Genomic DNA, 22,237 nt, shown 5'->3' on the forward strand with positions numbered 1-22,237 from the left:
GGTTACCGGGTGTGCGGCGGCGTGTCGTAAGCGCCGTCGAACCAGCGGCGGGCGGCCAGGGTGTGCAGGGGGAAGCCCAACTCGGCCGGGCGCGGCAGGATCTGGTGCCCGTCGGTCTCGTCGGTCGGTACGGACGGCGGCAGTTCGGCCGCGTCGCGCTCCGGCAGCAGGCCGAACAACAGCAGATATCCGCCGTCCTCGTCGGTGAGCGCGTCGGCGAGGGTGACGTCCGCCGCCGAGGCAAGGATGCCGGTCTCCTCCGACAGCTCCCGGACGACGGCCTGTTCCCAGCTCTCGCCGAAGTCGATGAAGCCGCCGGGCAGGGCGAGTCGGCCCAGGCGCGGCTCGATCGTCCGGCGGATCACGACGAGCCCCGTGCCGTCGGTGTGCCGTACCGGGAGCAGGACGACGGCGACGGGCAGCGGGTTGCGGTAGCTGACGGCCCCGCAGTTCCCGCAGGTGCGCGGCCATCCGGGGTCGGCGCCGAAGGGCGCGCCGCATGACGAGCAGTGAGAGTCCTTGGCCACGGCGGGACCTTATCGGAGAGCGGTCGTGCGGGTGGGGTGCCGGGCCGCTTCAGAGGCGGCCTTGCGGGTCGGGCCGGCTTCGGGGCCACGGGGCGGCTTGCGCAGGACCTGGCGGATCGGGGACGAGGACTCCAGCAGGACGGGGGCGCCCAGGGCCGCGCCGATCGCGTCCGACCAGCGGCGCGGGTCGCGTCCGGGCGTGTCCCACAGGGCCGGGCGGGCGCGCTGGAGGCGCGCGGTGAGGGCGGCCTGGCGGGCCAGGTCGCCGGGCGGACCCGGCGGGAGGCGTTCGACGAGGGTGCCGTCGATGCCGTAGGCGCGGCAGATGCGCAGGCCGCGGGCGCGGGTGGGCGCGTCGAGGTGGGTGACGGCGAGGGCGTCCACTCCCCCGCAGACCTCCACGGCGTACGCGTGCGCGACGGCGTCGAAGTGGCCGGTGCGGAAGGCGCCTTGCCAGCGGCCGTGGCCGTTGTGCGGCTCGGGCAGCAGCGGTGTCAGCTCCGGGTCCTCGGTGACGAGCGGGCCCGGCCCGTGCCGGGTGGTGTAGGTGCGCACGACGCCCAGCCGCCGTGCCTCGCCCGGTGTACCCGCCTCGGCCAGCAGCGTCTCGGCGTTGGCGAAGGTGGTGGTGGACCAGGTGGTGTACGGGTGGAAGCCGTGCCATTCGTCCAGCAGGACGCCCTGGGCGCCCTCGAAGACCACCGGGCCCCGCCGCAGGAGGTCGTGCAGCGCGGCCCCGTCGGTCAGGGTGACCGTACGGGCGAAGGCGGCGAGGACTTCCGCGCAGTCCTCGACCGGCGGCGCGGGAAGCGGGCCCAACTCGTCCGCCAACCGGTCGCGCAGCAGGCGCAGTTGGCGCAGCAGCCGGGGGCGTGACGCGCAGTCGCCGACGGTCGGCGCGTCACCGGGGTGGGCGAGCGCGTACGCGGCGGCCTCGCCCACGCCCATCCCGCAGGAGCCGTGCCGCTCGGCGCCGCGCGCCTGCTCCCGCAGCCGGTTGGCGGCGGCGTGGTACGGGGTGGCGATCGGCGCCGCGCGGTCGACGGACAGCAGGGCGTACGGGTCGGGGACGCCGACCGTGCGCAGGTGGTCGGCCTCGGCGGCCAGCGCGAGCGGGTCGACGGTCATGAACCGCGACAGGTGGGTGCGGACCCCGCGCAGCGTGCCGGAGCCGAACTGCGCGAAGGTGTGGTGGCGGCCGTCTGCGGTGACGACGTTGTGCGCGGCCTGGGCGCCGCCGTTGAACCGGACGACCGCCTGGACCGTACCGTCCTGGCAGAGCCGGTCCACGGCGGCGCCCTTGCCCGCGTCCCCGAATCCGAGGTCGACGACGATGGTGTGCACTACAGCCTCGTGGTGGTGGCGGGACCCGCGTCGCCGTCGGTGAGGGGCGCGTCGGAGACGGCGAGGGCGCTGCCGCGGGCCGCGCCGTCCCTGCCCCGGTCGAGTCCGGCGAGCGCCTTGCTGACGCTGTCGCCCGCCGCCGAGCCGACGTCGGCCAGGTCGGCCAGGCCCGCGGCGAGGTCGATCGCCTCCTCGCCGAGGCCCACGGTCAGCGCGATGGTCTCGCAGACCGCGTCGAGGTCGTCCAGCTCGATGACGTTCTGGCCGAGCAACTTCCGCCAGATGCCGAGCACTTCGGTGTTGCCGACGTAGGAGGAGCCCGCCGGGAGGATGTAGTGGACGTGGTAGGTGCGCTGGAGTTCGGCGACGATGTCGGTGATCGGGATGTCCTGCGGGATGCGCTCGCCGAGGACGTCCCACACCTCGCGCGCCTTGACCTTGCCGTACGGCATCTCGTCGCCGATCAGGAACAGGTAGCCGCGCCGCCCGCGCTTCTCGTGGCAGTCCAGCGCGGTGTGCCGGGCCATGGTGTAGAGCGCGAGTTCGTACGACTCGCTCATCTGGCCGCCGCCCCCGCCCTCCAGGAGGATGTTGCCGAGGTCGTCGTCCATCCGGTTGTCGGACTCGAACTGCCCGATCTGGAGGGGCACCCGGTCGCAGGTGGCGTCGCCGACCGCGCCGAACATCACCTGCGGGTGCTCGGTGTAGCCCTTGCGCAGCAGCAGGCCGAACAGTTCGGGGAGCTTGGTCTGGAGCACCTGCGGCACGGTGCGCATCGAGCCGGTGACGTCGAAGAGCACGGCGATGGCGAGCGAGGTGGGGTGTTCCGCGGAGTCGCGGCTCTCCCGCAGGGTGATGTTCTTGGGGTCGAGTGACGGGTGGGCCGCCCAACTGCTGCGCGGGGACGAGCCGGTGACGTGGTCGCTGTAGGCGAAGGCGCCGGAGCCGGACGCGGCGCGGTAGCGCGCGGCGGCGTCGTAGACATTGGTGGACCAGCTTCCGCTGCCCATGGTGGTTCCCCCTTGTGTCGTGGTGGTGGTGTCGCGGTTGTCAGATGTGCGGCATGGCGAACGGGCGGAAGGTGCGCGGCCCGTAGAGCCGTTCCAGCAGGTCGTCCAGCTCGCCGAGGAGCTGCCAGGCGTCCTGCGGGCGTGCGTTCTGCGAGGGCAGTACGCACGCGCGCAGGAAGGCGCGCATCGGCGCCGGTGCCCGGTCGCCCATGAGCTGCCGCACGCAGAGCGCGGCGAGGTGGATGTCGGTGGCCGGGGAGGCCGGTCGGCGCTCCGGGACCTCGGGCGGATAGGCGTCCCTGTGCCGGTCGACGAGGACCGGCACATGGGTGTCGAAGGCGGTCGCGTAGCACCAGTCGACCAGGACCAGGCCGTGCAACTCGGGGTGGATGAGGACGTGTTCGGGGAAGACGGCGCCGTGCACCAGCCGGGCGCGGTGGGCCCAGCCGAGCGCGGTCAGCAGGCGGCGCCACATCCAGGCCGCGTCGCGCGGGTCGAGGCCGCCGGGGTGGGCGGCGGCGACCTCGGCGAGCGTGTGGAAGCCGGTGAGCGGTACGAGCGCGTTGACGTGCCGCTCGACGCCGTCGGTGTCGCGGTGCCTGAAGCTCTCGATCAGTTGCGGGGCGTACGCGCGGTGCCGCCGTTCGCCGACGGTGTCGAGGCGGCGCAGCACGTCGGCCTCGTGCTCCAACAGGTCGTTGTCGCGGGGCCGTTGCGGGATCTTCAGTACGGCCTCGCGCCGGTCGCCGTTCTCGTCGTAGTGGGCGGTCCGCAGGACGGCGAGGTCGCCGGTGGCCAGGACCGGGCCGAGGACGTAGCGGCGGTCCGCGGTGGTGACGGTGGGAGCGGTGGCCCTTTCGTCGGTGTGGTGGTGGCGGGCGGACAGCCGGGCGAAGGCCGCGGCGGCCTCCGCGGTGCGGCCGGGCGGTGCGGCGTCGGGGTGCAGCAGCCGGGCGAGCCGCCGGTAGTGGCGGACCGCGTCGTGGGCGTCGGCCGGGAAGTCGGCGTCGAGGGCGGCGAGGGCGTCCTCGAAGGTGCGTATGTGTGCGCCCGACGGGTCGTTGCCGGTGTCGCCGAGGGGTCCGCGACTCGCGCCACGCGTCGGGCCGTTGGTCCGGTCACCGGCCGGGTCATCGAGCGGATTCGTGGTGGCGGTCATCGGACGTCGTCCTCCCGGTCGGGGCGGAGCAGCGCCGGGTGCAGCAACCGGGCATCGCCTGCCCGGTAGAGACGGGCGCGCGGACCGCCCTTGCTGCCGGGGCGGCTGTCGGTCTCGCCGGTGGACTCCACGAAGCCCGGCACGGAGAGCACTTTGCGGTGGAAGTTGCCCGCGTGCAGCGGCGCGCCCCACACCGTCTCGTAGACCGCGCGCAATTCGCTGATGGTGAAGGTCTCGCCGAGGAAAGCCGTGGCCAGCGGGGTGTACTCGATCTTTCCGCGGGCGCGTTCCAGACCGTCCGCGAGGATGCGGTCGTGGTCGAAGGCGAGCCGGGGAGCGCTCCCGTGAGAAGCGGGCCGGCGGCCGGTACCACCCCCGTAGATTCCGGTCCGCCGACCCTGCTCGAAGGGACGCGGCGGCGCCGTGTCCGGTTGCCCTTTCGGGAGGATTGCTTCGACGGGGATCCAGGCGGCGCCCGCGGCGTCGCTTCCCGGCGTGGCATCGGGCAGTCCCGGCGCGAAGGCGAGGTACGCGATCGAGACCACGTGCATGCGCGGGTCGCGGTCGGGGACGCCGTAGGAGCCGAGCTGTTCGAGGTGGACCCGGCCGAGCGCCGTGGCGTCCAGGCCGGTCTCCTCGGCCAACTCCCGCGCCGCCGCCTCGTCCAGGGACTCGCGTCCCGCGCGGACGAATCCGCCCGGCAGTGCCCGCTCCCCCGCGAACGGCGGTCCGCCCCGCTCGACGGCCAGTACGTGCAGCCGGTCGGCGCGCAGGGTCAGCGCGACGATGTCGACGGTCACGGCGATCGGGTCGAAGGCGCGCGGATCGTAGGAGTCGAGGAAGTCCCGCTCCCGCCGCGCCGCCGACTCCCCCGCCGTCTCCGACGTGTTCGCCGCGTCCGTCATGATCGCCCCCGTCTCGCGCCGAACCCACCCCGGATGTTGTTCTCAAGGTGAGTCATTCTCACTACGAGAAGACCATAGCACCGACCCCTGACACCGTCCAGCGGCGGCGCTACTCTGCGGTAATGACGAAGCAGACGTTCAGCACCTTCGAGGAGTTCTGGCCGTACTACGTGGCGATGCACTCGAAGGCCGCCACCCGCTGGGTGCACCTGACGGGCACGCTCACCGGCCTCGCGGTCACCGGGTACGGCCTGGCACGGGGCCGCAAGCGGTACGCGGCGGCGCTGCCGCTGATCGGGTACGGAACGGCGTGGCCCGCCCACTTCCTGATCGAGAAGAACAATCCGGCGACCTTCGGGCACCCGGCGTGGTCGCTGCGCGGCGACGTCAAGATGATCACCACCATGCTCGCCGGGCGAGACGCCGAACTGGCCGAGACGGCGGACAAGTGGCTGGCGGAGCAGGGCGGCACGGGCGACGACGCCTGACGCCGCCTCGCACCGGCCCTTCCGGCCCGCCGACTTCGCGCGGTCCGGCGCTGTTCCGTCGGCGGGCCGCCCGTGGCACACTTCTGACGATCCGTCAGATGATGAGCCGGGGAGGCCGCGTGGAGCAGCACAGGCGCACACCGCCGGTGGTCGAGGGCTGGTTCACCGAGGGGACGGGAACCGACTTCCGGCTGCTCGGCACCCGGTGCCGCGACTGCGGAAGCGTGTTCTTCCCCCGTGAGGACTCCTTCTGCCGCAACCCCGCGTGCGCGGGTACCGACTTGGACGAGTTCCCGCTCTCCAGGACCGGGCACGTCTGGTCGTACACCGACGCCCGCTACCGGACGCCGCCGCCGTATCCCTCGGACCCCGGGCGCGCGTGGCAGCCGTACACCCTGGTCGCCGTCGAGCTGGCGGACGAGCGGATGGTCGTGCTGGGACAGGCGGCGCCCGGAGTGACCCCGGCCGATCTCGCGGTCGGGATGCCGGTCGAGCTGGTGCCCGGGGTGCTCGGGGAGACGGCAGCCGACGGTACGGGCGGCGCCGACACCGGACGCGGCACCTGGAACTGGCGGCCCGTGGGCGATGCCCGATGACCGCCGACATCGCGGTCCTCGGCGCCGGCATGCACCCCTGGGGCAAGTGGGGGCGGCCGTTCACCGAATACGGGGTCGCCGCCGCCCGCGCGGCCCTCGCGGACGCGGGCCTCGACTGGCGCGAGGTGCGGTCGGTGGTGGGCGCCGACACCGTACGCGGCGGCTATCCCGGATACGTGGCGGGCGCGACCTTCGCGCGGGCGCTCGGCTGGCAGGGCGCCCGCGTCACCAGCGTCTACGCCGCGTGCGCCTCCGGGGCGCAGGCCATCGCGACCGCCCGCGCGCAGATCCTGGCGGGCCTCACCGACGTGGCGCTCGTGGTCGGCGCCGACTCCGCGCCCAAGGGCTTCTTCGCCCCCGCGGGCGGCGAGCGGCCCGACGACCCCGACTGGCTGCGCTTCCGGGTCCTCGGCGCCACCAACCCCGGCTACTTCGGCCTGTACGCGCGCCGCAGGATGGCCGTGCACGGTGACACGCTCGACGACTTCGCGCAGGTCAAGGTCAAGAACTCCCGTGCGGGCGCGGCCAATCCACTGGCCCGCTACCGCGAGCCGGTCAGCGCCGAAGAGGTCGCGGCCTCCGCGGTCGTCGCCGATCCGCTGCGACTGCTGGACATCTGCGCCACCTCGGACGGCGGCGCCGCGCTCGTGCTGTCGAGCATGGACTTCGCCCGGCGGCACACCTCCGCCCCGGTACGGATCCGCGCGGTCTCCACCGTGACGCCCCAATACCCGCGCACCGTACCGGACTTGCCGGACATCGCGAGTGACTCCGCCGTCGCCGTGCCCCCGCCCGAACAGGAGCCGCGCGCCTCGATCGCGGCGGCGGCGTACGAGGAAGCCGGGATCGCGCCGGGAGACCTCGACCTGGCGGAGGTCTACGACCTGTCGACCGCCCTGGAACTCCAGTGGTACGAGGATCTGGGCCTGTGCGCGACGGGTGAGGGCGCCAAACTGCTGCGATCGGGGGCGACCGCGCTGGGCGGCGCCATCCCGGTCAACACCAGCGGCGGCCTGGCGTCCTTCGGCGAGGCCGTACCCGCCCAGGCCATCGCGCAGGTCTGCGAGCTGGTCCGCCAGATCCGCGGCCGGGCGGAAGGGCGGCAGGTCGCGGGCGCGCGGCTCGGAATCACCGCCAACCAGGGGCTGTTCGGGCACGGCTCCGCGGTGGTCGTGGTGAAGTGACCGGGCACCGGGGGGCGCGTAGCGGATCGTACGGGCCGGGCGGACGCGCACCGGGCCGACCGGGTTGGTCGGACGCGCGCCGGGCCGCACGGGCCAGGCGGACGCGCACCGGGCCGGACCGTACCGACGCGTGTCGGGTCAAACGGTGGGGATCGGTCCCGGCTCCGTCGTGAAGTGACCTGATCGGTCAGGCTTCTTGACGCTCCGTCACCCCTGGAGAACACTTCCGGTGGCGCGGAGCCGGTCGGCGGGAGGGGCACCGGCCACCGGCGGTCCGCGCCGCCGCCCGTTCCCGACACGGTCCCGCGCGGACCGGGCAAGGGAGACCGACATGAGCGACCAGCCCGTGAGCTACGTAGCCGCCATCGACCAGGGCACCACATCCACCCGGTGCGTCGTCTTCGACAGCGGCGGCCGGATCGTCGCCGCCGACCAGCGCGACCACCGGCAGATCCTCCCCCGGCCCGGCTGGGTGGAGCACGACGCGACCGAGATCTGGGCGAAGACGCAGGCCGTGGCGGCGGGCGCGCTCGCCAGGGCCGGGCTGCGCCCCGACCAGCTCAGCGCCCTCGGGATCGCCAACTGGAGGGCTCGATCGCCGTCACCGGGGCCCTCGTCCACTGGCTGCGCGACCAACTCGGCCTCATCCGCAGCGTGGACGAGATCGAGCCGCTGGCCGCGAGCGTGCCCGACAACGGCGGCGCCTACGTCGTGCCGGCCTTCTCCGGGCTGTTCGCGCCCTATTGGCGGTCCGACGCCCGCGGTGTGATCACCGGGCTCACCGGCTTCGTCACCAAGGCGCACCTGGCGCGGGCCGTGCTGGAGGCCACGAGCTGGCAGACCCGCGAGGTGGTCGACGCGATGCAGGAGGACTCCGGCGTACGCATCGCCGAACTGCGCGTGGACGGCGGCATGACCGTCAACAGCCTGCTGATGCAGCATCAGGCCGACGTGCTGGCCGTGCCGGTGGTCCGGCCGGTCGTCGCCGAGACCACCAGCCTCGGCGCGGCCTACGCGGCGGGTCTGGCGACCGGCGTGTGGGACGGCCTCGACACGCTCAGGGCGCAGTGGGAGCGCGAGACCGAGTGGAGGCCGCGCATGGCCGAGCCGCGACGTGAACTCGGTTACCGGCGTTGGAAGATGGCCGTCGAGCGGAGCTTCGGCTGGCTGGAGGAGGACGGCGAGGACGGCTCCGCCGGATAGCGATCGGCTCTGAACGGCGGCCGGTTGGCCGTCTCGCGGAAGAACCGGACTCAGGCGGCGGCCGGGCTGCGGAAGCGTCCGAGGCGGCGGCCGGTCTGCGGAAGCGTCCGACCCCAGGCAGCCGCCGGGCTCAGGTGGCGGCGGGCTCCTTGCGCCCCGTCGCCATCTGCGCCGCGTGTTCCACCACGGTGATCAGGACGTTCTTCGCCGAGTCCCGCTCGCGCGCGTCGCACATCACCACCGGCACCGAGGCGTCCAGGTCGAGGGCGTCGCGCACGATGTCCGGCGCGTGCAGTTCGGCGCCGTCGAAGCAGTTGACGGCGACCGTGAAGGGGATGCCGCGCCGCTCGAAGTAGTCGACGGCCGCGAAGCAGTCCTCCAGGCGGCGGGTGTCGGCGAGCACGACCGCGCCGAGCGCGCCCTGCGCCAACTCGTCCCACAGGAACCAGAACCGGTCCTGTCCTGGCGTGCCGAACAGATACAGCACCAGGTTGTCCCTGAGCGTGATCCGCCCGAAGTCCATGGCGACGGTGGTGGTGCGCTTGCCCTCCACGCCCTCGATGTCGTCCACCGGGCGGCCCGCCTCGCTGAGCGACTCCTCGGTGCGCAGCGGCCTGATCTCGCTGACCGCGCCCACCAGCGTGGTCTTGCCCACGCCGAAGCCGCCCGCCACCAGCAGCTTGAGCGCCACCGGCTCGTCGGCGGACGGCTTGCGGCGGCGATCCGATCGCGCGAAAGCCATGTTGTGTCTACTTCCCTGCCGGCGTTGTCAGTTGTACGTCGATCTGTACGTCGGTTGCGCTTCGTCGTACGTCTGCGGAGAGCCTAGTCCTGTTCGAACATGACCGGCACGCCGCAGTGGATCACGATCCACTACAGCGCGCGCAGCCCGTTGATGACCTCGCGCAGGATGTTCTCGTCCACCAACTCGGCCGGTGGGACCGGCTGGTGGAGTTGTACGTGCGACGCCTCCAGCAGGTCCCCGACCAGGACGCGGACCACCCCGACCGGCAGGTCGAGGTCGGCGGCCAGCTCCGCGACGGAGACGGCCTGGACCTGACAGCGTTCGACGATGTCGAGGTGCTCGGGTGACAGCGTGTGGTCGTCCTGCGCGCCTCCGTCGTCCCCGGCCTCGGTCTCCGTGATCACCAGGGCGATCAGGTCGATCTTCGTCTCAGCGGCGTTGCTGGTGCGGCCCCTTGTCATCGCATAGGGCCGCACCACCGGTCCTGCCGCGTCGTCGTACCACCGGTCCGAATCAGAAGTCATGACACCCGTCACCCCGTTGTCAGATCATCCGGTCAGCCGCTGAGTGCCGCGCCGCCGTCGTTCCGAGCCGCGGTGCCCAGGTGGGCACCGACCCGCTTGACCAGTAGCGCCATCTCGTACGCGACCTGGCCGACGTCGGACTCGGCCGCGCTGAGTACGGCCAGGCAGCTTCCGTCGCCCGCCGCCGTCACGAAGAGGAAGGCGTCGTCCAGTTCGACCATGGTCTGCCGGACGCGCCCGGCCTCGAAGTGCCGTCCTACGCCCTTGGCGAGGCTGTGGAAGCCGGATGCGACGGCGGCGAGGTGCTCGGAGTCCTCGCGGGTCAGTCCGTCCGACGCGCCGATGGCCAGGCCGTCGCCGGAGAGGACCAGGGCCTTGCGGATGCTGGCCACGCGCGAGACCAGATCGTCAAGGAGCCAGCTCAGCTCGCGTGTCGGGCTCGATGGTGCGGTCATCGACCGTTCCCCTCAGGTGTCGTTCTCGGTGCGGATGCCGACGGGTCGTCTTGCGTGCCGTCGTTCTCGGTCACTTCCCGGCCGCGCTGCCAGCCGCGCTGGAGTGCCGCCATCCGGTCGCGGACCTCGTCCGCCGACCGCTCGCGGCCGGCGCCCTCGCCGGTCGCGCCGCCGCTGTCGTGGGCGGTGGTCTCCACCCTCAACTGCGGCGCCAGATTGGCCTGCCTGACCCGGCGGGGCAGTGCGCTGCCGCTCGCGCCGGACGCGGTCGTCTTCTTCGCGGCCGTCAAAGGCTGGGACCCGGACGGGGGTTCGGGCGTGGGTTCGGACGCGGGCCGAGACGGGGACCGGCGCGCGGGCAGCGGCTGGGGCTCCGCCGGAGCCGGTGCCTGCGCCGGGGTCTGCGCCTGCGGCTGGCCCTGTGGGTACAGCTCGCCGCGGGCCTGCGCCTGCGCCACGGCCCGCTCCGCGGCCTGTTCCAGCGCTCCCCGGTCGGCCTGCGAGGTCTGCGCGGAGGGTCCGCCGACCGGTCGGCCGCGGTCGGAGACCAGTACGGGCGCGGTACGGCGGCGGCGCGGCAACGGCAGCGGCCCGTCGAGTTCCGGGTCGCCCGCCTCGCCGACCGGCGCGCCGACGGGCTCGTCCGCCGGGTGCGCCTCGTGCTCCTTCTGCGTCTCGCCGCCGATGCCGTCAAGGCCCCACTGCCGGAAGGTGTGCTCGGTGTCGGAGGGCACCCGCGCCGGGCGGGACTCGGTGAGGTCGCCGATCTTGGTCGCGCCGGTGTCGTCGCCGGTCTCGGTGAGCAGATTCGCCGGGATGAGGACGACGGCGGTGGTGCCGCCGTACGGGGACTGCCGCAGCGAGACCCTGACGCCCTGGCGCTGCGCGAGGCGGCTGACCACGAACAGGCCGAGCCGGTCGGTGTCCGACAGTTCGAATTCCGGGGTCTCGGCCAGCCGGAGGTTGGACTCCAGCAGCGCGTCGGGCGTCAGGCCGAGGCCGCGGTCGTCGATCTCCAGCACGAAGCCGTTGGCGACCGGCTCGCCGTGCAGCCGTACCGCGGTGTGCGGCGGCGAGAACACGGCGGCGTTCTCGATGAGTTCGGCGAGCAGGTGGGTGAGGTCGCCGACCGCGGAGCCGGTGACGGCCAGCCGGGGCAGACGCCGTACCTCGATCCGCTCGTAGTCCTCGACCTCGGCGACGGCGGCGCGGACCACGTCCATGAGCTGGACGGGCTTGCGCCACTGCCGGGAGGGGGCGACACCGGAGAGGATGACCAGGCCCTCGGCGTGCCGCCGCATGCGGGTGGTCATGTGGTCGAGGCGGAAGAGGTCGGCCAGTTCCTCGGCGTTCTCGGTGCGGCGCTCCATCGCGTCCAGCAAGGTGAGCTGGCGGTGCAGCAGGACCTGGCTGCGGCGGGCGAGGTTGACGAAGACCTCGGAGACGCCCTTGCGCATGTCGGCCTGGCGGACGGCGGCCTCGACGGCGGCCCGCTGGAGGGTGTTGAGCGCCTTGCCGACCTGTCCGATCTCGTCGTCGGAGTACTGGAGGCGCGGCACCTCGGTCTCGACGTCGACCTGTTCGCCCGCGGCCAGCCGCCGCATGACGCGGGGCAGCCGGGTGCCGGAGACCTCCTGGGCCTCGCGGCGCAGCCCGGACAGGTCGCGGATCAGGCTGCGGCCGATCCGTACCGACACGATCAGCGAGGCGATCACCGCGACCAGACCGAGGACACCGATGACGGCGGCTTCGACGACCAGCGTGGTGGACAGCGGCCTGGCCTGCTTGCTGAACTTCGCGATGGCCTCGCCGTCGAGCTTGCCGAGGTCGGTCATCACGGTGGCGGCGGTCGCGGGCCACGCCTTCTGGGCGGCCACGACCGGCGCCTCCTCCACGCCCGCGACGATGATCGCGTTCTCGGCGGCCCGCAGCGCCTTGCCGCTGGCGCTCTGCCAGTACGTGTCGAAGGGCGCGCGCGCCTCGTCGGTGAGGGTCTTGAGGTCGACGGCGTAGTAGTTGCGCTGCTCGGCGACCGCGAAGGTGAAGGAGCGCAGTTCGTCCTTGCTGGTGTGGCCGGTGCTGATCGCGGCGGCCATCAGCGCGTCCTCGCGGCTGACCTCCTCCTGCGCCCGGTAGAGGCCGATCACCGCGCGCCGCTGGCTGTCCAGCGTGACGTCGCTGAGCGGGAGGTACTCCTCGAAGAGGTCGAAGGTGGGATCGACCAGCGAGTTGTACGCCTGGTAGGCGTCGTCGCGGGTGATCCGCTGGTTGTCGATCCGCTGGCGGAGCGAGGTGAGGCCCTCGACGGTGTTGAGGAGGTCGTCGAGGCGGTCGCGGGACCGCGCGTTGAGGTCGTCGCGGACGCCGGACGCGTCGATGGTCGTCCGCATCTTGGCGATGGACGCGTCGGTGGCGTGTTCCTGCTTGTCGTAGGCGATCCGCGCCTCGGAGTCACGGGTGTTGGCCAGAAAGACCAGAGCGACCCTGCGCTCCTGCTGAAGGTTCCGAACCGCGTCGTCGGCGGGATAGCCGACATTGTCGACTATTCGCTGGATGTCCGGCCGTCCGAACACCTCGCGCCCGGTGATGGTGGCGGCGAAGGCCCAGATGAGGGTGAGGGACACCAGTGGGATCAGCAGCAGCGCCACGATCTTCCGGCGGATCGTCGTACCGCGAAAGCGCATGGCCTCCCCAACGTCTTCCCCGGTATGGGGATCGTCTGTCGCGTTTAAACGGCGTGAGCCTACTACTGCCGATGCGGTAACTCGAAAGCCAGTGCGTAGGGTTGGGCAGGTCTGGCCGGATACGTACCCCGGAATGCATCGTGAAGATTCGGGGCAGGCACCTTGTATGGACTTCGAACAAGGGCGGGTGTGGACCGAGGACCCGGTCGGCACTCCCCGAATGCCCGATCCGGTACGAGCGGCGGCGGTGCGGGCGGTGCTGATCGTGGCCGTCGCGCTGATCCTCGCGGTGATGGCCGTACTGCTGGCCGCCGGACACTCCTGGCTGTCGGCGCCCGCGCTGATCTCCGCCGTCTTCACCAGCGTCGTCGCCACGTGGGCGGTGTTGGACGTGTGGGTGACGCGACAGGTGTGGAACCAGCGCAACGGGGTGCTCTCCAGCCCGAGCAGCGCGGCCCGTGCCCTGCGCAGGGAGCGGCGCAGAAGGCACCGTGCGGCGCGGTCGGCCGCGCGCGGCAGGCCGACGCGGCGGGTGCACATACCGCGCCATCTGCCCTGGCACCTCGGGGTCTGACTCCGGCCGCTCGCGGTCTGCCGTCGGTACCTGGTGGTCGGGCGACGGTCCGGGAGCTGATCGCGGTCCGTACCCAGCAGCGGCCGGTAGCAGCGGCGGCCACCGCCGGCGACGGTCCGGACTAGCCTCTGTCCGGCTGGAGTTCCCTGCCCGGTCCGGGCACGGCGGCGCGCGCGGACCCGGAAACGGGCACGTCCGATTCCCCGTCTCTCCCGTCCCGCTCCGGCTCGGGCGGCCGTCGGTACATCCGGGTGGCGGTGATCTCGCCGTGCACCTGCTCGCCCTGCGGGTCGGGGACCGGAAGTCCCGGCCGCAGGTGCTCCTCGACGCTGATGTATTTCAGGCCCGCCCGCAGATCCGCGTCATTGCGGAGCCTGACCACCAGCGGGAATTCGGCGAGTGCCGTGGTGTCGAACAGTCCCGTGGTGTAAATGAGCTGTACGCCCAAGGCGTCGGCCACCGCGCGCTGCAATTCCAGGAGATAGGTGGCGTTGGCGCGACCGATGGGATTGTCGAGGAACAAGGTGCCCGCGTGCCGCTGCTTGTCCCGGCCCCGGTCGTTGCTGCGCAGCGCGGCCATCGTGCAGTAGAGGGCGATGGCGGCGGTGAGGAGCTGCCCGCCGGAGAACACGTCGCCCATCTGTCCGACCGGCACCCGCTCGGCGCGCAGCACCGCGTCCGGTTTGAGGATCTCCACGGCGATGCCGCGCGGTTCGAGCGCGGACCCGACGCCGCGCAGCAGCAGCGACATCCCGTCCCGCCGCAGGTCCGAATTCTTGCGTACGGCGGCCCTGGTGGCCTCGTCGATGACCTCGCCGAGGCGTTCGGTGAGAACGGACTGGTCCGGGTCCTCGAAGCGAATCCGCAGGAACTCCTGGCCCGACCATTCGCCGAGCCCTTCCGGCAGCCGTGACAGGCGCTGCGCCGAGCGCAGGGTGGCGAGCGAGGACTCGACCAGGCCGCGCAGCCGGTCCACGATGCTGTCGCGGTTGCGCTCCAGCTGGGTCAGCTCGTCGGTCAGCACGCGCAGCCGCGGGGCGAAGGCGGTCGCCCAGGCGGCGGCGTGCTCGGGCAGCGCGGCGGCGGGCAGTTCCCTGATCTGCTGGCGCGCGGGCGTCCTGACCTGCTCGTAGCGCACCGCGTTGGCGTGCCGGACCAGGACGTCGGAGGCTTCGCGGAGCTGGGTCTCCGCGGTGGACAGGTCGGCCGCGCAGCCGCGCAGACCGCGCCGGGCCTCCGCCGCGGCCTGCCGGGCCTCCTCGGTGCTGCCGGGGTACGGCTCCGGCTCGTCCTCGGCCTGCTGTCCCGGCGCGTTGTCCCGCAGCAGGTCGCGCAGCATCGCGGCGATCTCGTCGAAGCCGCCCGCCGCGTCCTCGGCGGCGCGGTGGGCGTGGACCATGTCGGTGTGGGCGGCCCTCGCCTGCTCCAACGCGTCGGTGCGGGAGGCCAGTTCGGCGTTGGCGGCGCGCAGCAGCTCCTGCGCGTGCTCGGCGTCGCGCGGCAGCAGTCCGTCGGGCAGGTCGGTGTGCCGGTCGCCGTCCGCGGGCGCGAGCCGTTCCGCCTCGCCGCGCAGCCGCCCCAACTGCTCGCTGGCGGTGGAGGCGCGCGACTCCAGGGTCTGTACGAGCCGTTCCGCGCGGGCCGCCGCGGCCTGCCGGGAGGGGCCGTCGGCGCCGTCCGGGCCTTCGAGCAACTGGGCGGCGCGGCTGCGGACCTTGTTGGTGAGCCGGTCCAGTTCGACCAGGGCCGCGTTCTCGGTGCTCTCCGCGCGGGCCTGCTCGGCGCGCAGGTCCGCGCCGACACCGACCTTCTCGTACACCTGGGAGGCCGAGTGGTACGCCTCGCGGAGCGCGGGCAGCGACTCGGTGGCCGCGGGGGCCTGCGCCCGGTCCTGCGCGCTCTCGTCGGGGGCTCCGGCGATCTCGGACCGCTCGGCGCGCAGGACGCGGGCGGTGCGGCGGGCGTCGTCGGAGGCGCGCTGGGCGGCGCGGCGGTCCTCGTCCGCGGCGCGGGCCTGCGCCAGGCAGGTCTCGGCGCGGGTCTCCGCCTCGGCCGCGTCGGCGGCCAACTCCCGTGCCCTGCGCTGCCAGTTGGCGCGCTCGCGGAGCCGGTGGGCGAGACCGGCGAGCGCGTCGGCGCGGCGCCGGGCCTGCTCGGCGGCGGCGCGGCGGGCGTCGTTGTCCCGCGCGCTCTCGGCGGCGGCGGCCTCGGCCTCCGCGCGTTCGGCGCGCAGCGCGGCCAGCTCCGCGCGGGCCTGCTCCGCGCTCTGCCGCGCGGCGGTGACCTCCGCCTCCAGCTCGGCGAGGCGGTCCGGCGGGCAGGAGGCGCGCCACGAGGCGAGGCGGGCCGACAGCGTCCGGTCGTGGCCGAGCCGGGCCGCGAGCGTCCTGATGTCCTCCTCGCGGGCGGTGGCGCGGGCCCGCAGCTCCTGGCGTTCGCCGTCGGCGGCTAGTTCGTCGTGCATCGCCGGGTTCGGCGGGACCAGGAACACGTCCTGGTCCGCGCTGCCCGCCGCCGTCGCGGGCGGCGGTGCGAGCAGCGCCGCCGCGGTGCCGACCGCGACCGTCGAGCGCGGCAGCAGGGCGGCCTGCGCCAGCACGTCCCTGGCCCGCTGGTACGAGCCGGGTTCCGTGACCACGACGCCGTCGACCAGCTCGGGGCGGGAGGCCAGCACGACCGCGTGGTCCACCGGGTCCACGGCCTGTGCGAGGTAGCGCCAGCCGGGCAGCGCCGGAATGCCGTGCTCCCCCAGGAATTCGACGGTCGCCAGGACGTCGGGGCCCGGCGGCAGCAGGCCGCCGTCGCCGAGCGCGGCGAGGATGCGTGCGTCGTCGGCCGCCGCGGTCCGCAGCTCGAAGAGTTTGCGCTCGGCGGAGGCGACGGCGCTGTCCAGCAGTTCCCGCAGCGGCTCGGCGAAGCCGTCGAGCTCCGCGGCGGTGAGGGGTCCGTCCGCGGACGGGCGCGCGGCGGCGGGGCGGAGGGGCGACGCGCCGGCGCCGTCCCGGTCGGAGGCTCCCGAGCCCTGGCCGGTGCGGCCCGCGGCCGTACCCGCGGCGCCGGAGCCCGTACCGCCGTGCCGTCCTGCCGAGCCGTCCCGGGCGTCACGGCCCGTACCGCCGTGCGGCCCGGTCGCGCTGCCACCGGCCGAGGCGTCGGAGGTTCTGCCGGCGCGGGCGCCGCTCGGGTGTCCGGCGTCCTGGCCCGCCGCGGAATCCGTGCCGTCGCGCGGGCCCGGCACGCTCAGCAGGGCGGCCAGGCGGGGGTCGGCGGCGAGCGCGGTGGCCGCCACGGTCGCGGCGGTTCTGGCGGCTTCCGCGGTGGTGAGGGCGTCGGCGGCGCGGGCGGCGGCCAGGTCGGCGCGGGCCTCGGCGGAGGCGGCCTCGCGGGCACGGGCGGCGGCGCTGTGGGCGGTGTCGGTGGCGGAACGGGCCAGGGCCGCCGCGGTCTGTTCCGCGTCGGAGGCGGCGAGGGCCGCGCGGGCCGGGTCGGCGTCGGGTGCGGTGTCGTCGAGCCAGCCCGCGCTGACCGCCTCGGCGGTCTCCTGCTCGACCTCGGCGAGCCGCTGTCCGAGGTGTCCGCTCTCGCTGCGGGCCCGCTGCGCCTCGGTGGCGGCGGCGGTCGCGTCGCGGTGCGCGGCCTCGGACTCCGCCTGGAGCGCGGCGGACCGCTCCTCCTCGGCGTCGGCCTGCTGCTCGGCGCGTGCGGCGGCGGCGTGCAGGGCGCGTACGAGATCGGCGGCGGCGCGGGTGCGGGCGGCCAGCGCCGGGGCCGCGTCGCGTTCGGCCTCGCGGATCGCGGCGGTGACGCGGGTCAGCCGGTCGCCCGCGGCGCGCTGCCGCAGTACGGTCTCGGCCGCCTGCCAGGCGGCGTGCAGCGTACGGGCGTCGCCCAGCTCGCGGCGGAGTCCCGCGGCGCTCTTGTCCGCGGCGGCCAGCGCCAACGAGGCGTGTCGGTAGGCAAGTTCGGCGGCGATCAGGGCGCTGCCGCCGCGGGCCTGGTCGGCGTCGGTGACGCTGTGCGCGGCGCGCGCCATGTGCTCGGCCAGTTCGGCGGTCCTGCCGCGCTCCTGCTGGGCGCGGGCGGACAGGCGACGGGCGAGGGCGCGGGTGCGGCGTTCGGACTGGGCGTGGACGCCGCGGGCCTGGTCGCGAGTGGCGGCGGCCTCGACGATCCGCTCCAGCAGGTCGAGCGAGCCCGCGGTGAAGTCGCGTTCCGCGGTGAGTTCCGCGCGGCGGCCGAGCTTGTTGGCGAAGCCGTGCACGAGGTCGGCGAGGCCGTCGGTGTCACGGGTGTCGGTGACGGCGCGCAGCAGGAGGTCGGTGAAGTCGGAGTCCTTCTTGACGGCGAACAGGCCCGCGGCCTCGCCCTCGTCGGCGTTCATCTCCCGCTGGTAGCGGAAGAGTTCGGGGTCGAGGCCGAGGTCGCCGAGGTGTTCGTTCCACCGGTCGTGGATCTCCTCCCACACCACTTCCAGGTGCGGGTACGCCTTGCCCGCCTCGGTGACCGCGTCCCGGAAGCCCTTCATGGTGCGGCGCCTGCCGCGCGCGCCGGACATGCCCTCGACCGGCGGCCGTACGCTGGCGGCCTCGGCGACCGGCAGCGAGTCCAGGCTGAGGCCGGGTCCCGGCCGGAACGAATACCACGCCTCGGCGAATTTCCGCGGGTCGGTGGAGACCTGGCGGCCTCGCCACTCGCTGACCTTGCCGACCACGACCAGCTCGCCTGTGACGGTGTGCTGCCACTCCAGGGCGACGTGGCCGCAGTCCTCGGCCAGCAGGAATTTCCGCAGGACGCCGGAGCTGGCGCCGCCCAGGGTGTTGCGGTGGCCGGGCAGCATCACCGAGAAGATCAGCTTGAGCAGGACCGACTTGCCGCCGCCGTTCTCCAGGAAGAGCACGCCCGCGGGCGCCGGGCGGCGCGGCGGTCCTGCGGGCTCGTCGGCGAAGAACTCGCCCTGCGCGGGGGCGGGTTGCGGCACCGGCTCGCCGACGCCCCGCAGGTCCAGGACGGTGTCGGCGTAGCGCGCGCCCGCGGGCCCGATGGAGTAGAGGCGGAGTCGGGAAAGCTCGTACATGCGGCGGACTCTCGTGGCTCGTGGTTCAGGTCGGAAGTGGACTGGAGGTCGGGGGTGAGGTGGGGGTCGGGGGCGAGTGGGAGGCGGTGGCGGGTGGGAGGCGGTGGCGGTGGCGGGTGGGAGGCGGGCCCCGGTCAGGTGTGGGCGTGGAACGGCAGACCGGCGTCCGCGGCCAGGTCGAGGCCGCTGTCGTCGGCGGCGGCCGGGACGAGGCTGGCGCTGCCGTCGCCGACCGGGACAATGCCGAGGTCGAGCAGTTCGGCCATGGCGGCGCTGCCCGCCATGTCGCGGACCTGCAACTGGTAGCGGGCGGTGGTGCGGTAGGTGCCTCCCGACTCGTCCCCGGTGCGCTGGAGGAAGCCGGAGTCGACGAGGAAGGCGACGGCCTTGCCGATGATGCCGGTGGTGGAACTGGCCAGCCTGCGGGCGTCCTTGGTGGCGCCGGTCGCGCTGCGCCGGGTGTAGACCCGCCAGGCGGCTTCCAGTCCCGGCGCGTCGCTGGCCGGGTCGGTGTTCTCACCGGTCTCGTCGGCCTGTTCCTCCAGGCGGCGGCAGGCCTGGCGGATGAAGGCGTCGATGCCGTTGACGGTGATCCGGCCGATGTAGCCGTCGTCGGCGAGGTCCTCGGGGCGCGGGAAGGCGAGCGCCGCCGCGGCGAGGTGGGCCAGGCCGTGCAGGAAGCGGTCACCGGAGTCGGAGGCGGCGCGGCGGGCGTAGTCGCCCATCCGGACGGCGAACACCGAGTCCTCGCCCGCCGCCAGGGCCATTCCGGCGCGGGGCGAGACCTCCAGCACGATCAGGCCGAGTCCGGCCGCGACCGCGTCGGCCAGGCGCGCGAAGGCGGGGTCCTCGCGGTGGCGGCGGATCAGTTCCGCGTACTCCGCGTCGCGGGCGGGCAGCAGTTTGGGCTGGAGCCCGAAGCCCACGAGGCGGGCGGCGTCCGCCGCGTCGCCGGGCGTCACTCCCCCGGTGCGCGCCGGTCCGGTGCTCCCGGCCTCGTACGCCGCGGCCTCGGGCGTGTCCGCCGCCGTCTCCCGGTACTCGCTCACTTCTCGCTCTCCTCGGTCCAGGCGATGACGCCGGTCGGCGCCGTCGCGTCCGCCGTACGTGGTCCCGCGCGGCCGGGTCGGAAACGGCGGGCGGGCGCCGTGCCGGGCCTCACGCGGGCTCCGCGCGCGCGGCCGTCATCGCCGCCGCGTCCAGCCGCGCGGTGCCGACGATGAGGTCGGCGCCGCCGAATTCGTGGTCGTCCAGCGGCGTGCCGTCGTCCACCGCGAAGAGCAGGCGCTGTTCGCCCTGGCGGTAGGCGGTGCCGACCGGCGGGGAGGCGGCGTGGATCGCCAGCAGGGCCAGCAGATAGGGCAGTTCGGGGTCGCGGCGGCGGGCGTCGGCCAGGAGCCCCGACAGGCGGCGCGGCGCGTCGTGCGGCAGGTCGAGCAGATCGAGCGCGGATTCGAGCTGTTCCTCGCTGAACCGGCTGTCGTCCGGGGTGGCGACCAGGTCGGGCTCCGGCATCTCCGCGCCCAGGTGCTCCCGCTCCAGCGGCGGGGTGAGCAGCAGTTCGACCAGGTCGGTGACGCGTACGGCGGACGGGGTGCGCAGGCCCGCGCCGCGGGCGAAGAACGCGTCGGTGACCCGCGACGCGCGCTCGACCGGGATCGGCAGCAGGGGCGCGACGAGCTGCCCGTACAGGTCGAGTCCGGCGCGCGCGGGGGGCGCGGCGAACGCCTGCCGGTCCTGCTCGGCGCGGAACAGCGGCCCGGCCTCCAACAGCCTGGACTGGAGCTGGGTGTGGCGCCGGATGCAGTCCTTGACGATGTCGACCAGTTCGGCGGCGCGGCGCTTGTGCTCCGGCTCCTCCGCCTCGTCGCGCGCCTTGCGGATGTTGGTGAGGATCGCGTTCTCGTGCCGGTAGCGGTCGGCGACGTGGTCGAGGGCCTCGGCGATCATGTCGGGGACGGTCCGCAGCCAGTCGACCGCCCGGACGTTGCGCCGGGTGGCCTCCAGGGTGCGGCGCAGCGTCTCCGCGTACTGCACGGTGCGGTACCTGGCCTGTTCCGCGGCGAGTTGGGCGTCGGCGAGCCTGCCGCGGCTGATCAGCACCTCCAGCTTGACCTCGGCGGCGATCTGCGCGCTGGTGACGTCGGTGTCGAGCGCGCCGACCAGGACGTTGACCGCCTCGTCGGTGGTGCGCAGGTAGACGCTGCCGCCGGGGCCCGGCACTTCCTCGATCAGCTTGAAGTCGTAGTCCCGCCGCACATATCCGCCGTCGGCGCCGAACGTGCCGTAGACGGCGCGGAATCCGCGGTCGGCGCTGCCGACGTTGATCAGATTCTCCAGCACCCAGCGGGCGACGCGCTCGTGCTCGGCCTGGCCGCGGACGGGGGCCTGCGCGGCGACGCGGGGCAGCAGTCTGGCCACTATCTGGTCGTGGTCCGCGCCGGTGTCGAAGTCCATGTTGAGCGTGACCAGGTCGATCGCGGCCAGCGCGATCTCCGCCATCGCGTACACCGAGTACTCGCCCGCGAGGTTGGCCTTGCGGGTGTCGAGGTCGTGCAGCGGCGCCGTGCAGGCGAGCGCCTTGAGCCTGCGGGCCAGGCCCTCGTCGGCGGCCGGGCCCGGGGCGGGCCGGGCGGCGCCCGGCAGCGAGTACGGGATCGTGGTGGTCACGCCCCACACATTAGGCGGTGGCACCGACAACGAACGAAACGGCACGGATCGCCACGGGGCGGGCACCCGGCGCGTCGGCCCGCGGGAGTGCCATGATCGGTCCCGCGACAGGTACGGCACGGGCACGGAAGACTCGCGGGCGGCGCGCGGAGCACCTTCGGCGCCGTTCGTAGGCGGATACGAGGATACGAGGACGGGCTGATCATCATGGCGGACGCGGTCACCGGGGCGGCACCCGGCACGGCTCCTCGGACACCTCCCGGCGCGGCACCCGACACCGACCCCGGCGCGGTCATCGATCTCAACGCCGACCTCGGCGAGGGCTTCGGCCGCTGGCGGCTGACCGACGACGAGGCGCTGCTGTCCGTCGTCACCAGCGCGAATGTCGCGTGCGGCTTCCACGCGGGCGACCCGTCGACGATGTGGCGGGTGTGCGAACTGGCGGCGGAGCGGGGCGTACGGATCGGCGCGCAGGTCTCCTACCGCGACCTCGCCGGTTTCGGCCGGCGCTCGATGGACGTGCCTCCGGAGGAACTGGCCGCCGAAGTCGCCTATCAGATCGGCGCGTTGGAGGTCTTCGCCCGCGCGGCGGGCACCACGGTGGCGTACGTCAAGCCGCACGGCGCCCTCTACAACCGGGCGGTGCACGACGCCGAGCAGGCGGTGGCCGTCGTCGCGGGCGTGCGGCTCGCGGGGGAACTGCCCGTACTCGGCCTGCCCGGCTCGCAGTTGCTGCTCGCGGCGGCCCGCGAAGGGCTGCCCACGGTCCACGAGGCGTTCGCCGACCGCGCCTACACCTCGGGCGGCACGCTGGTCCCGCGCCGCGAGCCGGGCGCGGTCCTGGAGTCGGAGGACGAGGTGGTGGCCCGCTCGGTGGGCATCGCCCGCGACGGGCGGCTGACGGCGATCACCGGCGAGAGGGTGCCGGTCGCGGCGCGGTCCTTGTGCGTGCACGGCGACACACCGGGCGCGGCCCGGCTGGCGGCCCGCGTCCGGGAGTCGCTGGAGGCGTCGGGTCTGCGGATCGCGGCCTTCGCGTGAGCCGGGCGGGTTCCGGGCCGGGTTCCGGGGCGGGTTCCGGGGCGGGCACGGGGC

17 protein-coding genes and 1 pseudogene are annotated in these 22,237 nt (G+C 74.0%); 6 read left to right on the forward strand and 12 right to left on the reverse strand.

Annotation, left to right across the window (positions count from 1 at the left end):
* Positions 1-2: 2 nt before the first annotated feature.
* The 5 genes from ACIP4Z_RS32275 to ACIP4Z_RS32295 are packed head-to-tail and all read right to left on the reverse strand — an operon-like array spanning position 3 to position 4,945.
* The gene (locus ACIP4Z_RS32275; RefSeq protein WP_401313894.1) at positions 3-527 is read right to left on the reverse strand and encodes an NUDIX domain-containing protein; all 525 of its coding nucleotides are present in this window, start codon (positions 525-527) and stop codon (positions 3-5) included.
* A 9-nt stretch (positions 528-536) separates the two neighbouring features.
* The gene (locus ACIP4Z_RS32280; protein ID WP_401313896.1) at positions 537-1,871 is read right to left on the reverse strand and encodes an adenylosuccinate synthetase; all 1,335 of its coding nucleotides are present in this window, start codon (positions 1,869-1,871) and stop codon (positions 537-539) included.
* The gene (locus tag ACIP4Z_RS32285; RefSeq protein WP_401313898.1) at positions 1,871-2,881 is read right to left on the reverse strand and encodes a hypothetical protein; all 1,011 of its coding nucleotides are present in this window, start codon (positions 2,879-2,881) and stop codon (positions 1,871-1,873) included. The genes ACIP4Z_RS32280 and ACIP4Z_RS32285 overlap by 1 nt, the downstream gene beginning before the upstream one ends.
* A 40-nt stretch (positions 2,882-2,921) precedes the next feature.
* Positions 2,922-4,040, reverse strand: coding sequence for a molecular chaperone DnaJ (locus ACIP4Z_RS32290; RefSeq protein ID WP_401313900.1), 1,119 nt, complete (start codon positions 4,038-4,040; stop codon positions 2,922-2,924).
* A complete protein-coding gene (locus tag ACIP4Z_RS32295) occupies positions 4,037-4,945 on the reverse strand; it encodes an NUDIX domain-containing protein (protein WP_401313902.1) in 909 nt (302 codons plus the stop codon). The genes ACIP4Z_RS32290 and ACIP4Z_RS32295 overlap by 4 nt, the downstream gene beginning before the upstream one ends.
* A 122-nt stretch (positions 4,946-5,067) precedes the next feature.
* Here ACIP4Z_RS32295 and ACIP4Z_RS32300 point away from each other — a divergent pair, with 122 nt between their 5' ends.
* From ACIP4Z_RS32300 to ACIP4Z_RS32315, 4 genes and pseudogenes are all read left to right on the forward strand, one after another.
* Positions 5,068-5,433 (forward strand): Mpo1-like protein, encoded by a 366-nt coding sequence (locus ACIP4Z_RS32300; RefSeq protein WP_401313904.1) that lies wholly within the window; start codon positions 5,068-5,070, stop codon positions 5,431-5,433.
* A gap of 119 nt (positions 5,434-5,552) precedes the next feature.
* A complete protein-coding gene (locus tag ACIP4Z_RS32305) occupies positions 5,553-6,029 on the forward strand; it encodes a Zn-ribbon domain-containing OB-fold protein (protein WP_401313905.1) in 477 nt (158 codons plus the stop codon).
* Positions 6,026-7,213 (forward strand): lipid-transfer protein, encoded by a 1,188-nt coding sequence (locus ACIP4Z_RS32310; protein ID WP_401313907.1) that lies wholly within the window; start codon positions 6,026-6,028, stop codon positions 7,211-7,213. The genes ACIP4Z_RS32305 and ACIP4Z_RS32310 overlap by 4 nt, the downstream gene beginning before the upstream one ends.
* Positions 7,214-7,544: 331 nt before the next feature.
* Positions 7,545-8,416 (forward strand): annotated as a pseudogene (locus ACIP4Z_RS32315) (FGGY-family carbohydrate kinase).
* 130 nt (positions 8,417-8,546) lie between these two features.
* Here ACIP4Z_RS32315 and ACIP4Z_RS32320 read toward each other — a convergent pair.
* The 4 genes from ACIP4Z_RS32320 to ACIP4Z_RS32335 form a co-directional block, all read right to left on the reverse strand.
* Complete coding sequence (locus ACIP4Z_RS32320) at positions 8,547-9,158, reverse strand: ATP/GTP-binding protein (protein WP_355344059.1); 612 nt, start codon at positions 9,156-9,158, stop codon at positions 8,547-8,549.
* A gap of 131 nt (positions 9,159-9,289) precedes the next feature.
* Complete coding sequence (locus ACIP4Z_RS32325) at positions 9,290-9,685, reverse strand: DUF742 domain-containing protein (protein WP_355344056.1); 396 nt, start codon at positions 9,683-9,685, stop codon at positions 9,290-9,292.
* A gap of 32 nt (positions 9,686-9,717) precedes the next feature.
* On the reverse strand, positions 9,718-10,140 hold the full coding sequence (locus tag ACIP4Z_RS32330; RefSeq protein WP_188286155.1) for a roadblock/LC7 domain-containing protein: 423 nt from the start codon (positions 10,138-10,140) through the stop codon (positions 9,718-9,720).
* Entirely contained in the window at positions 10,137-12,824 is a 2,688-nt protein-coding gene (locus ACIP4Z_RS32335; protein WP_401313909.1) for a nitrate- and nitrite sensing domain-containing protein, read from the reverse strand. The genes ACIP4Z_RS32330 and ACIP4Z_RS32335 overlap by 4 nt, the downstream gene beginning before the upstream one ends.
* Positions 12,825-12,990: 166 nt before the next feature.
* Between ACIP4Z_RS32335 and ACIP4Z_RS32340 the strand changes: the two genes are divergently transcribed.
* Positions 12,991-13,398 carry a hypothetical protein gene (locus ACIP4Z_RS32340; RefSeq protein WP_391050091.1) on the forward strand — a complete coding sequence of 136 codons (408 nt, stop codon included), beginning with the start codon at positions 12,991-12,993 and terminating at the stop codon, positions 13,396-13,398.
* Between the two features lie 121 nt (positions 13,399-13,519).
* Here the strand turns inward: ACIP4Z_RS32340 and ACIP4Z_RS32345 are convergent, their stop codons facing one another.
* From ACIP4Z_RS32345 to ACIP4Z_RS32355, 3 genes are all read right to left on the reverse strand, one after another.
* Entirely contained in the window at positions 13,520-18,472 is a 4,953-nt protein-coding gene (locus ACIP4Z_RS32345) for a hypothetical protein (RefSeq protein WP_401313911.1), read from the reverse strand.
* Between the two features lie 134 nt (positions 18,473-18,606).
* Entirely contained in the window at positions 18,607-19,521 is a 915-nt protein-coding gene (locus tag ACIP4Z_RS32350; protein WP_355344044.1) for a hypothetical protein, read from the reverse strand.
* A 109-nt stretch (positions 19,522-19,630) separates the two neighbouring features.
* On the reverse strand, positions 19,631-21,142 hold the full coding sequence (locus ACIP4Z_RS32355; protein ID WP_355344041.1) for a hypothetical protein: 1,512 nt from the start codon (positions 21,140-21,142) through the stop codon (positions 19,631-19,633).
* Between the two features lie 207 nt (positions 21,143-21,349).
* Here ACIP4Z_RS32355 and ACIP4Z_RS32360 point away from each other — a divergent pair, with 207 nt between their 5' ends.
* Entirely contained in the window at positions 21,350-22,183 is an 834-nt protein-coding gene (locus ACIP4Z_RS32360; protein WP_401313914.1) for a LamB/YcsF family protein, read from the forward strand.
* The last annotated feature ends 54 nt before the right edge of the window (positions 22,184-22,237 follow it).

Source organism: Streptomyces sp. NPDC088910 (genome assembly GCF_044749865.1).
Taxonomy (GTDB): Bacteria; Actinomycetota; Actinomycetes; order Streptomycetales; family Streptomycetaceae; genus Actinacidiphila.

Excerpts from the sequence above, each read along its gene's own strand:
- ACIP4Z_RS32285 (WP_401313898.1), bottom strand. The coding sequence starts at position 2,881 with ATGGGCAGCGGAAGCTGGTCCACCAATGTCTACGACGCCGCCGCGCGC.
- ACIP4Z_RS32290 (WP_401313900.1), bottom strand. The coding sequence starts at position 4,040 with ATGACCGCCACCACGAATCCGCTCGATGACCCGGCCGGTGACCGGACC.
- ACIP4Z_RS32295 (WP_401313902.1), bottom strand. The coding sequence starts at position 4,945 with ATGACGGACGCGGCGAACACGTCGGAGACGGCGGGGGAGTCGGCGGCG.
- ACIP4Z_RS32300 (WP_401313904.1), top strand. The coding sequence starts at position 5,068 with ATGACGAAGCAGACGTTCAGCACCTTCGAGGAGTTCTGGCCGTACTAC.
- ACIP4Z_RS32310 (WP_401313907.1), top strand. The coding sequence starts at position 6,026 with ATGACCGCCGACATCGCGGTCCTCGGCGCCGGCATGCACCCCTGGGGC.
- ACIP4Z_RS32320 (WP_355344059.1), bottom strand. The coding sequence starts at position 9,158 with ATGGCTTTCGCGCGATCGGATCGCCGCCGCAAGCCGTCCGCCGACGAG.
- ACIP4Z_RS32325 (WP_355344056.1), bottom strand. The coding sequence starts at position 9,685 with ATGACTTCTGATTCGGACCGGTGGTACGACGACGCGGCAGGACCGGTG.
- ACIP4Z_RS32330 (WP_188286155.1), bottom strand. The coding sequence starts at position 10,140 with ATGACCGCACCATCGAGCCCGACACGCGAGCTGAGCTGGCTCCTTGAC.
- ACIP4Z_RS32335 (WP_401313909.1), bottom strand. The coding sequence starts at position 12,824 with ATGCGCTTTCGCGGTACGACGATCCGCCGGAAGATCGTGGCGCTGCTG.
- ACIP4Z_RS32340 (WP_391050091.1), top strand. The coding sequence starts at position 12,991 with ATGGACTTCGAACAAGGGCGGGTGTGGACCGAGGACCCGGTCGGCACT.
- ACIP4Z_RS32345 (WP_401313911.1), bottom strand. The coding sequence starts at position 18,472 with ATGTACGAGCTTTCCCGACTCCGCCTCTACTCCATCGGGCCCGCGGGC.
- ACIP4Z_RS32360 (WP_401313914.1), top strand. The coding sequence starts at position 21,350 with ATGGCGGACGCGGTCACCGGGGCGGCACCCGGCACGGCTCCTCGGACA.